Annotated in this window: 10 protein-coding genes; 7 read left to right on the top strand and 3 right to left on the bottom strand. The window is 66.6% G+C overall.

What is annotated here, in order from left to right; all coding sequences use genetic code 11:
• Positions 1–242: 242 nt before the first annotated feature.
• On the bottom strand, positions 243–746 hold the full coding sequence (locus H7F35_RS00360) for a carboxymuconolactone decarboxylase family protein (RefSeq protein WP_261803474.1): 504 nt from the start codon (positions 744–746) through the stop codon (positions 243–245).
• 121 nt (positions 747–867) lie between these two features.
• On the opposite strand from H7F35_RS00360, the gene H7F35_RS00355 reads away from it, so the two are divergent.
• Positions 868–1,206: a winged helix-turn-helix transcriptional regulator gene (locus H7F35_RS00355; RefSeq protein WP_187111025.1), complete on the top strand. Its 339-nt coding sequence runs from the start codon at positions 868–870 to the stop codon at positions 1,204–1,206.
• A 36-nt stretch (positions 1,207–1,242) separates the two neighbouring features.
• Entirely contained in the window at positions 1,243–2,529 is a 1,287-nt protein-coding gene (locus tag H7F35_RS00350) for a cation:proton antiporter (protein WP_187111024.1), read from the top strand.
• A 23-nt stretch (positions 2,530–2,552) separates the two neighbouring features.
• Here H7F35_RS00350 and H7F35_RS00345 read toward each other — a convergent pair whose 3' ends face one another.
• Positions 2,553–3,875: a heavy metal sensor histidine kinase gene (locus tag H7F35_RS00345; RefSeq protein WP_187111023.1), complete on the bottom strand. Its 1,323-nt coding sequence runs from the start codon at positions 3,873–3,875 to the stop codon at positions 2,553–2,555.
• Positions 3,872–4,549, bottom strand: coding sequence for a heavy metal response regulator transcription factor (locus H7F35_RS00340; RefSeq protein ID WP_093239218.1), 678 nt, complete (start codon positions 4,547–4,549; stop codon positions 3,872–3,874). The genes H7F35_RS00345 and H7F35_RS00340 overlap by 4 nt, the downstream gene beginning before the upstream one ends.
• Positions 4,550–4,709: 160 nt before the next feature.
• Here H7F35_RS00340 and H7F35_RS00335 point away from each other — a divergent pair, with 160 nt between their 5' ends.
• The 5 genes from H7F35_RS00335 to H7F35_RS00315 all read left to right on the top strand — a co-directional run bounded on the left by H7F35_RS00335 (position 4,710) and on the right by H7F35_RS00315 (position 12,189).
• Complete coding sequence (locus tag H7F35_RS00335) at positions 4,710–5,084, top strand: hypothetical protein (RefSeq protein ID WP_187111022.1); 375 nt, start codon at positions 4,710–4,712, stop codon at positions 5,082–5,084.
• A gap of 218 nt (positions 5,085–5,302) precedes the next feature.
• The gene (locus tag H7F35_RS00330) at positions 5,303–6,658 is read left to right on the top strand and encodes a TolC family protein (RefSeq protein ID WP_187111021.1); all 1,356 of its coding nucleotides are present in this window, start codon (positions 5,303–5,305) and stop codon (positions 6,656–6,658) included.
• Positions 6,659–6,679: 21 nt separating this feature from the next.
• On the top strand, positions 6,680–8,065 hold the full coding sequence (locus tag H7F35_RS00325) for an efflux RND transporter periplasmic adaptor subunit (RefSeq protein ID WP_187111020.1): 1,386 nt from the start codon (positions 6,680–6,682) through the stop codon (positions 8,063–8,065).
• A gap of 10 nt (positions 8,066–8,075) precedes the next feature.
• Entirely contained in the window at positions 8,076–11,288 is a 3,213-nt protein-coding gene (locus tag H7F35_RS00320; RefSeq protein ID WP_187111019.1) for a CusA/CzcA family heavy metal efflux RND transporter, read from the top strand.
• On the top strand, positions 11,278–12,189 hold the full coding sequence (locus H7F35_RS00315; RefSeq protein WP_187111018.1) for a cation diffusion facilitator family transporter: 912 nt from the start codon (positions 11,278–11,280) through the stop codon (positions 12,187–12,189). Before H7F35_RS00320 ends, H7F35_RS00315 begins: the two co-directional genes overlap by 11 nt.
• Positions 12,190–12,332 lie beyond the last annotated feature (143 nt).

Genomic DNA, 12,332 nt, shown 5'->3' with positions numbered 1-12,332 from the left:
CCATGAGGGATGCGGATGTGATGCAGGCGCTAGCCGCAGGCTCCCCCAGGCCGGCCATGACAGCATGCGCGGGCAAGCAGGGAAAGCAAGGAAGAGCGGGTGAGCATGGAATCGATGCTAGCGCCGGCCCTGTGATCGGTCAAACGCGAGACCCTGCAGTCACCAGCGCGCCGCCCACTTCTCCAGCGGCACGCGCGCCGCGTTGCACACATAGCTGACCGAGTGATACCAGCCGGCGAGCATCACAGCTCGATCAACTGCGCGTGGCTCCAGTGCCCGCTCAGTGCTTCCCACAGGGCATCGTCCACATCGCTCGTGTCGTGCAACTGATCGACCATCGACACCAGCAGCCGGTCGCGCGGCGTCAGCAACGAGAGGTCGCCGTCGGCCGAGGCCATCACTCGCCGGTCGGTCTCGTTGAAGCCGGCAGCGTCGGCAAAGCCGGTCCAGTGCACACCCCATTCGTACTCCGCGCCGCAGCGGGCGCAGACCCGCAGGATGACGATCTCGCGTTCGCGCAGGTTGATGGCCGCCTTGCGGCCCAGCAGGTAGCGGCCCAGGTCGAGCGTGCGTTCGGCGAGCGCCGGGTTCACGGCCATCACGCGGAACAGCGCCAGGATCTCGGGCGCCTGCGGCGGCGTCATGCGCGTCAGCAGTTCGCCGATGGGCTCGGGGTAGGGCGGTGCGAGCGGTGGGATTCGTGGTGCGCGGTTCGGGTCCAGGCTTTTCGGGGCGGTGTGGATCACAGGCTGTTCCTTTCATAGAATGCGTCGGAAATCGCTACGAATTACGTAGCGATCAATGCAGTCTATCGCTACGAAATGCGTAGCGCAAGGCGCACCAACGAACCTTCATCGAAAGACCGTCATGGAAGACGAAGAAATTGCCGCCCCGCAGGCCGCGCCCGTGGCGTCGCGGCGCCCTGTCATGCGGCTGCTGGAGCAACTGGGCCGCAAGGGCACCCTGCGCATCCTGTGGGAGCTGCGCGACGGCCTGCCGCAGAGCTTCAGGGCGCTGCGTGTCAGCACCGACGACATGTCGCCTTCGGTGCTGAACGACCGGCTCAAGGAACTGCGCGCGGCAGGTGTCGTCGCGTTGGCCGACGCGGGCTACCAGCTCACCGAGTCTGGCGCCGAGCTGGTCAAGCGCCTGACGCCGCTGAACCAGTGGGCCAACCGATGGCTGCAGGAAGCCGGGCCGAACTAACATCGCCGCCACACTTTTGTCACCGCGATCCAGTCCATGTCCGCCACGTCCCTGCTGCTTCAACTGATCGTCATTCTCACGACCGCGCGCGTCTGCGGCTGGGTCCTGCGCCATGTGGGGCAGCCCTCGGTGGTGGGTGAAATGGCGGCGGGCCTGATGCTGGGGCCGGTGGTCATGGGGGCGCTGTTTCCCTCGCTGCATGCGCAGCTGTTCTCGAAGGAATCGCTGCAGGGGCTGTCCTCGCTCTCGACGCTGGGACTGGTGCTGTTCATGTTCGTGGTCGGGCTGGAGTTGCGTTCCACGAAAAGCATGCGCGAGCAGTTGCGCTCCGCCGGCTATGTGGGCGTGCTGAGCGTGGTCGTGCCGCTGGCGCTGGGCATCGCGATCTCGCCGGCGCTGTACCCGGCGCTCGCGCCCAAGGGCGTCGGTTTCTGGCCGTTCGCGCTGTTCATGGCGGCCGCGTTGTCGATCACGGCCTTTCCGGTGATGGCGCGCATCCTGAAAGACCGCGGCATGACGCGCACGCCCTTCGGCCAGTTGTCGCTCGGCGCGGCAGCGGTGGTCGACGTGTTCGCCTGGATCCTGCTGGCCTTCGTGGTCGCATTGGTCGGTGCGGGCGAGGGCTACAGCGGCCTGCTCAAGACCACGGTGGGCATGGCGGTGGTGCTGTGCGCACTGTTCTTCGGGCTCAAGCCGGCCTTCGCCTGGCTGCTGCGCGTGAAGGCGCCCGATGGCGAGCCTTCGACCACGGTGATGGCGTCGCTGATGATCGGCCTGCTGCTGTGCGCGCTGGTCACCGAATGGCTGCACCTGCATGCGGTGTTCGGTGCCTTCCTGTTCGGTGCCTGCCTGCCGCGCGACGACCGGCTGCTGAAGTCGCTGACCGAGCGCATCGAGCCTATTTCCATCGTCGTGCTGATGCCGTTGTTCTTCGCGCTGGCGGGGCTGGGCACCACGTCCAATGCTTTCACGGGCGCGAGCATGGGGGCGATGCTGCTGATCGTGGGTGTTGCCTCGGTCGGCAAGATCGTCGGGGGCGCGGTCGGCGCCCGCATGGCGGGCTATGGCTGGCGCGACAGCCTGGCCACCGGCTCACTGATGAATGCGCGCGGCCTCATGGAACTCATCGTGATGAAGATCGGGCTCGATGCCGGCCTGATCGGCCCCGAGCTGTTCACGATGCTGCTGGTGATGGCGCTGGTGACCACCGCGATGACGGGACCGCTGATCAACCTGTTCATCGGCCGCAAGGCGCCGATGGCCGATGCAGCCGATGCCGCCGCCGGCATCGCGGGCGAAGCCCGCACCCCCGCCAAGCCGTGAACAGGCGGATGGGCGCGGCCCTGTCAGTCGCCGCGCCGCACCGTGAACCCGATGCGCGTTTCGCCGTCGTGGCTGGCCGCGAATACGCGCCCGCCATGCATGCGCGCGATGGCCTCCACGATCGACAGCCCCAGGCCATGGTGCCGGGTCGAACCGTCCCGGGCCTGCGCGGCGCGGTAGAAGCGCTCGAACAGGCGTGGCAGCGCAGCGGGGTCGATTGGCTCGCCACGGTTGATGACGGCGATGGTGAATTCTTCGCCGTCCTGGGCAATCTCGATGCGGATGGCCGAGGCCGGCGTCGCAAAGCGGATCGCATTGCCCAGCAGGTTGAAGAGGGCGCGCCGTATCAGCGCGGCATCCACATCGGCCATGGCATCGCCTGTCACCTCGGCGCGCAGGCCGGCTTCTTCGAGCATGGCGTCGTAGAAGTCGATCACGTCGCTGGCCTGCACGGCCAGGCTCGCCGCCGCCCGCGTGCGCATCGGTGCGCCGCGCTCGGCCTGCGACAGGAACAGCATGTCGGTGACGATGCCCGAGAGCCGGCCGACCTCTTCGAGGTTCGAGGCCAGCACGGTCTGCAGCTCCTCGTTGCTGCGCGGGCGCGTGAGCGCGAGTTCGGTGGAGCCCAGCAGATTGGCCAGCGGCGTGCGCAGCTCGTGCGCCACGTCGGCGTTGAAGGATTCGAGCTGCACGTAAGCACGCTGCACGCGCAGCAGCAGCGCGTTGAACTGCGTGATCCAGGGGCGAAGTTCTTCCGCAAAAGCCATCGCATCGATGGGCCGGTTGGCCTTGTCGGGTGCCATCGCCGCAGTGCGTTCGGCCAGCGCCTTCAGCGGGCGCAGGCCACGCCGCACCAGCCACATGCCCGTGAGCGAGACCAGCGCCGTGCCCAGCACGACGGCGCCCAGCAGCGTCCACGCCAGGCGTTCGAGCAACCGCGCCTCTTGCGCCATGTTCACGCCGATCTGCACTGACAACTGCGTGGTCTTGTCGCCCTGGTGCCAGGGCACTTGCAGGTCGCGCCGCATCCAGCGGCCACCGGGGGCGGGTGTCGATTGAAAAAGCTCCCGGCCCGCATGCGAGATCGACAGCGACACATCGTCCTGCATCGAGAAGAAGTCGTTCAGCTTGTGCCGCAGGAAGACGAGGTCGCCGCCTTTTTCTGCCTCTTGCAGCAGGTGCTGCACCAGCAGCGCCTTGTGGTCGAGTTCGTCTTCCTGCTTCTGGCCGAAGTTCCAGGCCGTGACGAGGTAGATCGCCAGGCAGATCACGCTCAGCCCGAACAGGGTCTGCGCGGCGAACCAGAGCGAGAGGCGGCTCTGTATTGAATGCGGCCGCGGGCTCATGCCCAGGATCGGTCTTCCAGCACGTAGCCCATGCCGCGCACGGTGTGCAGCAGCTTGACCTCGAACGGGTCGTCGAGCTTGCTGCGCAGACGGCGGATGGCCACTTCGACCACGTTGGTGTCGCTGTCGAAGTTCATGTCCCACACCTGCTCGGCCAGCGTGGTACGCGACAGGATCTGGCCGCGCCGGCGCAACAGCACCACCAGCAGCGTGAATTCCTTGGCCGTGAGGTCCAGCCGCACGCGGTTGCGAAAGCACTTGCGGCTGGCAAGGTCCAGCTCCAGGTCGGCCAGCCGCAGCACGGTGGATTCCTGCGGCTTGCCGCGCCGAAGCAGCGCCTGCACGCGGGCCAGCAGTTCGGAAAAGGAGAAGGGTTTGACGAGGTAGTCGTCGGCGCCTTGCTGCAGCCCCTGCACGCGGTCTTCGACCTTGTCGCGAGCGGTGAGAACCAGAACCGGCACGTTCTTCGTGCGCCGTATGGCCTGCAGGACGGCAAAGCCGTCGATGCCTGGAAGCATCACATCGAGCAGAACGAGTGCGTAGTCGCCTTCGGTGGCGAGGTATCTCCCCTCGATGCCGTCGCGGGCTATATCGACCACGTAACCGTTCTCTTCGAGCCCCTTTTTCAGGTAATCGCCCAGTTTGGGCTCGTCTTCGATGACAAGAATTCGCATCACCGGATGGTATCGAATCGCTCTCGGTATGGAGGTTACGATTTAGTAATCCTATTGACAGACAAGGCCCCGGGTGCGTGTCATACATTGTGCTGGGCCCTCACATCGCAGGGCCTTTGCCAAGGGCCGTGTCACAGGCGGCCGATATACTTTTTGACTCATGCGCCGCTGGCTTCTGATCTTTCTGCTGTTCCTGCTCCCGTTCCAGCTCAGCTGGGCGGCGTCGGCTGCGTACTGCCAGCATGAGCGCGACACGCAGCCCCAGCACTGGGGCCACCACGAAGACGAGCCTCGCGGCACCGATCGCACCCACATCGGCGACGGCGCCAAGAAAAACACCAGCACGCAGCCCAGCGCTGCAGTCGGCCATTGCGTGGTCAGCCACTTCGGTCATGCCCAGCATGCGGACCTGACCGCAGGCGAGCTGCCTGTGCTGGCGGTGCTCTTGCAGGCTCCGCGTGCCACGGCCGCCCAGGCTTTCGTCTCGCACATCTCCGACGTTCCGGTCCGTCCCGACTGGTCTCTTGCCGCCTGATTCGGCGAGAGAACACAACCCCACTGATCGTCCCCCTCATCAGCTGGCAAGCTGCGAATAAACCTGCTGCGCGCCCCGATCTCGCACCTGCGGTCCTCACCGTACAAAGTACGGCTGCGGTCCTCGATGCAAGCTCGGAGCGCTCGCTACGGTTTCTTCACGCCTTGTGACTCTCGCCGAATTCGTCCGTCCGTTGTTTCGCAACCCAGGAGAATTCGATGCGCACGCTCTTCGTGCCGCTGGCCGTTTTGGTCATGGCGGTACCCCCGGCCTATTCACAGTCACAGCCCCCGACTGCTGTCGGCTCCCAGTCTTACTCGTCATCATCATCCCGCCCGGCCGCCAGAACACTGGAGCCCGCGGGCCCGCTGAACCTGCACAGCGCCGTTTCGATGGTGCTGCAGTCCAACCCCAGCCTGTCGGCCGCCGTGCGCGAGCAGGAAGCCACCGAGGGCGCCATCGTCCAGGCCGGCGCATGGCCCAACCCGGTGCTGGGCGTCCAGCTGGAAGACCTGCGCCGAGACAGCCGCACCACCACTGTGCAGTTGGGCCAGCCCATCGAGCTGGGCGGCAAGCGGGCGGCCCGAGTGACGGCGGCGGAACGCGCACGCGACCAGGCCGCATCGGCGCTGGTCGCGCGCCGCTCCGAGCTGCGCGCCTCGACGGTCACCGCCTTCTTTGAAGTGCTCACGGCGCAAGAGCGCCTGCGGCTGGCGCAGGACTCCTTGGGCCTTGCGCAAACCGCCACCCGCGCCGCCGCCAACCGCGTGGCGGCCGGCAAGGTGTCGCCGCTGGAAGAAACCAAGGCGCGCGTGGCCGAGGCCGGCACGCGCGTCGAGCTGCTGCAGGCCGAAGGCACGCTGCGCTCGTCGCGCCAACTGCTGGCCGCGCTGTGGGGCAACCCCCATCCGCGCTTCACGCAGGTGGACGGCACGGTCGATCAACTGCCGGTGGTCGCCAGTTCGCGGGACGTGGAAGGCCGCTTCTTCGCCGCGCCCGTGCTGCGGCAGGCGCGGCTCGAAGTCGAGCGGCGCGAGGCGCTGTCGAGCCTGGAGCGTGCCAAGCGCGTGCCTGACGTCACCGTGTCGCTGGGCGTCAAGCGCGTGCCGGCCTCCACCGAAAGCGAAGGCGCCAGCGCCAGCAGCAGCCGCCGCAACCAGGTGGTCGTGGGCGTGTCGATTCCGCTGCCGATCTTCGACACCAACCGGGGCAACCTGGCCGAGGCCCTGAGCCGCGAGGAAAAGGCGCGCGACGACCTTGCCGCCGCCGAGCTGCAACTGGGCGCCGACGTGGCACAGGCCATCGAGCGCCTGCGCTCCGCCCGCGCCACCGCCGAGACCCTGCAGCGCGACGCGCTGCCCGGTGCCGAGACCGCCTACAAGGCGGCCACCAAGGGTTTCGAGCTGGGCAAGTTCAGCTTTCTCGAAGCGCTGGATGCGCAACGCACGCTGTTCCAGGTGCGCGCGCAGTACCTGGTCGCACTGGCCGACGCGTACCGCGCGTCCGGCGATCTCGACCGGCTGCTGGGCACCGAAGGCGACGAAACATCGAACGCGACGCCACCCGCGCGCTGACCGACAAGGAATCAACAGATCATGAACACAGAAGAACGTAAATCGCTCGCCGGGCGCGTCGGCAAGAAGCAGTGGATCGCCATCCTGGCGGTGCTTGTCGTGGGGCTCGGCGTCGGCGCATTGATCCTGCGCACCGCGCCCTCCAAGCCCGAGGCGACAGGCCATTCGGAAGCGGCCGGACACGGTGACGGCGAGCATCACGAAGAAGGCGGGAAGGAAGGCAAGGAAGAAGGCAAGGACCACGACCACAGCCACGGCGAGGCCAAGGGCCACGACGACAAGGAACACCACGAAGAGGCGCCTGCCGGAAAAGGCGCAGCAGCCGACGCACCGAAGGCCGCAGAGGCCGCGAAGGAATCCGCCGGGCACAAGGAAGACGAGGAAACGATCGCCTTCACCGACGCGCAGATCAAGGCGGCCGACATGACGATCGAGAGCGCCGGCCCCGCGCGCATCAAGTCGTCGCTGCAACTGCCCGGCGAGATCAAGTTCAACGAAGACCGTACGGCCCATGTGGTGCCGCGCGTGGCGGGTGTGGTCGACAGCGTGTCGGCCAACCTGGGGCAAGAGGTCAAGCGCGGCCAGGTGCTGGCCGTGCTGTCGAGCCCCGCGTTGTCGGAGCAACGCAGCGCACTGCAGTCGGCGCAGCGCCGGCTGGAACTGGCACGCACCACCTACGAACGCGAGAAGAAGCTGTGGGAAGAAAAAATCTCGCCGCAGCAGGACTACCTGCAGGCGCAGCAGGTCATGCAGGAATCGCAGATCGCCGTGGCCAATGCCAACCAGAAGCTGCTGGCACTGGGCGCTACGCCCGGCTCTTCGGCTCTCGGCCGCTACGAGCTGCGTGCACCCTTTGACGGCATGGTGGTCGAAAAGCACATCTCGCTTGGCGAATCGGTGGGCGAGGCCGTCAACGTTTTCACCATCTCCGACCTGTCGACCGTGTGGGCCGAGATCAGCGTGGCCGCCAGCAACCTGAACCTGGTGCGCATCGGCGAGCCGGTGAGCATCCGTTCCAGCGCCTTCGACCAGACGGCCAACGGCACGGTGTCGTACGTGGGCTCGCTGATCGGCGCGCAGACGCGCACCGCCACCGCGCGCGTCACGCTGACCAACCCGCAGGGCATCTGGCGCCCGGGCCTGTTCGTGAATGTCGAACTCGTGGCTTCTGAAGCGCAGGCGCCCGTCACCGTGACGGCGGATGCCGTGCAGACGGTGGAAGAAAAGCCCACGGTCTTCGTCAAGGTGCCCGGTGGCTTTTTGCCGCAGCACGTGCAGACCGGTCGCAGCGATGGCAAGCGCATCGAGATCGTGAGCGGCCTGAAGCCCGGCACGGCCTACGCAGCCAGCGGCAGCTTCGTCGTGAAGTCGCAGCAGGGCAAGAGCTCTGCCACGCACACCCACTGAGGACGCCCGCATGTTCGAACGAATCATCCGCTTCTCGATAGAGCAGCGCTGGCTGATCCTGCTGGCCGTGCTCGGCATGGCCGCGCTCGGTGTCTTCAGCTACCAGAAGCTGCCGATCGATGCCGTGCCCGACATCACCAACGTGCAGGTGCAGATCAACACCGCCGCGCCCGGCTACTCGCCGCTGGAGGCGGAGCAGCGCGTGACCTATCCCATCGAAACCGTCATGGCGGGCCTGCCCGGCCTGCAGCAGACGCGTTCGCTGTCGCGCTACGGCCTGTCGCAAGTGACCGTGATCTTCGCGGACGGCACCGACATCTACTTCGCGCGGCAGCTCGTCAACGAGCGCATCCAGTCGGCGCGCGAGAAGATGCCCAAGGGCGTGTCGCCGGTGATCGGGCCCATCTCCACCGGCCTGGGCGAGATCTACCTCTGGACCGTCGAGGCCGAGGAGGGCGCGAAGAAGGCCGACGGCAAGGCTTACACCTCGACCGACCTGCGCGAGATCCAGGACTGGATCATCAAGCCGCAACTGCGCAACGTGACGGGCGTGACCGAGATCAACTCCATCGGCGGCTATGCCAAGGAATTCCAGATCGCACCCGACCCCGCGAAGCTGCTGGCTCACGGCCTCACCATGACCGATCTGGTGACCGCGCTGGAGCGCAACAACGCCAACGTGGGCGCGGGCTACATCGAAAAGCGCGGCGAGCAGTACCTGATCCGCGCGCCGGGGCAGGTCAAGTCGGTGGAAGACATCGGCAACGTGATCCTGGGCAACGCGGGCGGCGTGCCGCTGCGCGTGCAGGACGTGGCCGAGGTCGGCATCGGCAAGGAGCTGCGCACCGGCGCCGCCACCGACAACGGCCGCGAAGTGGTGCTGGGCACCGTGTTCATGCTGATCGGCGAGAACAGCCGCACCGTGTCGCAGGCGGTCGACAAGAAGATGCAGGAGATCAACCGCACGCTGCCTGCCGGCGTGAAGGCCGTGACGGTGTACGACCGCACGGTGCTGGTCGACAAGGCCATCGCCACGGTGAAGAAGAACCTGTTCGAGGGCGCGGTGCTGGTCATCGCAATCCTGTTCCTGTTCCTCGGCAATATCCGCGCCGCGCTGATCACCGCGCTGGTGATTCCGCTGTCGATGCTCTTCACCTTCACCGGCATGGTGAACCAGAAGATCAGCGCCAACCTCATGAGCCTGGGCGCGCTGGACTTCGGCATCATCATCGACGGGGCGGTGGTGATCGTGGAGAACTGCGTGCGACGGCTGGCCCATGCGCAGGCCAAGCACGGCAGGCCGCTCACGCGCAGCGAGCGCTTTCATGAAGTGTTCGCGGCCTCGCAGGAGGCGCGGCGTCCGCTGCTGTTCGGCCAGTTGATCATCATGATCGTGTACCTGCCGATCTTTGCGCTCACCGGTGTGGAGGGCAAGCTGTTCCACCCGATGGCCTTCACCGTGGTGATTGCGCTGCTGGGCGCGATGATCCTGTCGATCACCTTCATTCCCGCGGCCGTGGCGCTGTTCATCGGCAACAAGGTCGACGAGAAAGAAAACCGCCTGATGCAGTGGGCCAAGCGTGGCTACGAGCCGCTGCTGGCGCGTGTGATGAATGCCAAGCCGCTGGTCATCACCACGGCCGTGGTGGCGGTGCTGCTGTCGGGTCTGCTGGCCACGCGCCTGGGCACGGAGTTCGTGCCCAGCCTGAGCGAGGGCGACTTCGCCATTCAGGCGCTGCGCATTCCGGGCACCAGCCTCACGCAGTCGGTCGAGATGCAAAAGCAGCTCGAACGCACGCTGAAAGAAAAGTTTCCGGAGATCGAACGCGTGTTCGCGCGCACCGGCACGGCAGAGATTGCGTCGGACCCGATGCCGCCGAATATCTCCGACGGCTACATCATGCTCAAGCCCGAGAGCGAATGGCCCAAGCCGCGCCGCACGCGCGCCGAGATCCTGGCTGCGGTGCAGGAAGAAGTAGAGAAGCTGCCGGGCAACAACTACGAGTTCTCGCAGCCCATTCAACTGCGCTTCAACGAACTGATCTCGGGCGTGCGCAGCGACGTGGCCGTGAAGATCTTCGGCGACGACATGGACGTGCTCAACAAGACCGCAGCCGAGGTGTCGGGCGTGCTGGGCAAGATCGCCGGCGCGGCCGAAGTGAAGGTCGAGCAGACCACCGGGCTGCCGATGCTCACCGTGAACATCGACCGCAGCAAGACCGCGCGCTACGGCCTCAATGTGGGCGACGTGCAGGACGCCATCTCCATCGCGGTCGGTGGGCGCGAGTCCGGCACGCTGTTCGACGGCGACCGGCGCTTCGACATCATCGTGCGCCTGCCCGAGAACCTGCGCACCGACCTGGAGGCCATCAAGCGCCTGCCGGTGGCCTTGCCCAAGGGGGCGGGCGCGGAAGGGCTGCGCACCAGCTTCATTCCGCTGGGCGAGGTCGCCACGCTGGAGCTGGCACCAGGTCCCAACCAGGTGAGCCGCGAGAACGGCAAGCGCCGCATCGTGGTGAGCGCGAACGTGCGCGGCCGCGACCTCGGCTCCTTCGTGGCCGAGGCCGAAGAGGCGATGCGCAAGGTGACCATTCCCACCGGCTACTGGACCGTGTGGGGCGGCCAGTACGAAAACCTGGCTTCGGCCACGCAGCGCCTGCAGGTGGTGGTGCCGGTGTCGCTGCTGCTGGTGTTCACGCTGCTGTTCGCGATGTTCGGCAACCTGAAGGATGGCCTCCTGGTGTTCACCGGCATTCCGTTCGCGCTCACCGGCGGCATCGTGGCGCTGTGGCTGCGCGACATTCCGCTGTCGATCTCGGCGGCGGTGGGCTTCATCGCGCTTTCGGGCGTGGCCGTGCTCAACGGGTTGGTGATGATCTCGTTCATCCGCAACCTGCGCGAAGGCGGGCTGCCGCTCGACGAAGCCATCCGCGAAGGCGCGCTCACTCGCCTGCGGCCCGTGCTGATGACTGCGCTGGTTGCATCGCTGGGCTTCGTGCCGATGGCCATTGCCACCGGCACGGGCGCCGAAGTGCAGCGGCCGCTGGCCACGGTGGTGATCGGCGGTATCCTCTCGTCGACCGCGCTGACGCTGCTGGTGCTTCCATTGCTCTACCGCATTGCGCACCGGCGCGACGAAGACGAAGTGGAGGAGCAAGCAGGGCAAGAGCAGAGCCACGGCGCGCCACTCGATCCTTCACTGCGAGGTTCCCATGGCACATGAGCATTCACACGCCGTCGGTGGCAATGAAAAGGCGCTGCGCTGGGCGCTGCTGCTGACCTCGATCTACCTCGTGGCGGAGGTGGTCGGCGGGGTGGTCTCGGGCAGCCTGGCGCTGCTGTCCGACGCGGCCCACATGTTCACCGACACCGTGGCGCTGGCGATCTCGCTGGCGGCCATCTGGATCGGCAAGCGGCCGGCCGACAAGCGGCGCACCTTCGGCTACTACCGCTTCGAGATCCTTGCTGCCGTGCTCAATGCAGTGCTGCTGTTTTTCGTGGCGATCTACGTGCTGTACGAGGCCTACCGGCGCATCTCGGCGCCGGCGGAAATCCAGTCGACCATGATGCTGCTGGTGGCCACCGGCGGGCTCGTCGTCAACCTCATCGGCATGCGGCTGCTGGCGTCCGGCAAGGACAAGAGCCTCAACGTGAAGGGCGCCTACCTCGAGGTGTGGGCCGACATGCTGGGCTCGGTCGGCGTGATCGTCGGCGCGCTGGTGATCCGCTTCACAGGCTGGGCCTGGGTCGATTCGGTGATCGCCGTGGCCATCGGCCTGTGGGTGTTGCCGCGCACGTGGCGGCTGCTGCGCGAAAGCCTGAACGTGCTGCTCGAAGGCGTGCCCGACGATGTGGACCTGCCCGAGGTCGAACGCGCATTGGCTGGCAGTGCGGGCGTGGCGAGCCTGCATGACCTGCACGTGTGGGCGCTGTCCAGCGGCAAGGTGAGCCTGAGCGTGCATGTGGTGTGCACGCCCGAAGTGGGCGACATGGCGCAGCTCATGCTGCAACTGCGCGCTCTGCTGGCCGAGAAGTTCGACATCCACCATTCGACCGTGCAGGTCGAGCGTGTGCCTTGCGAGCAGGCGGTGGACAGCCACGGCTTCGGGCCGGCGCTGGCCTGAGTGAGCGCCTGACTGCATCCATCACTTGCTTCTGCGGCGAGAATCCGGTGGGCCGCGATCTTCCGCAAGACGCATGAATCTGCGTTTGAAGAGGGCATGCCTCGCTATGCAACTGGCTGGCGGCCCGATTCACAACGACAGAT

Source organism: Variovorax sp. PAMC26660, from assembly GCF_014302995.1.
Taxonomy (GTDB): Bacteria; Pseudomonadota; Gammaproteobacteria; order Burkholderiales; family Burkholderiaceae_C; genus Variovorax.
This window is presented reverse-complemented; position numbering and strand designations above follow the sequence as displayed.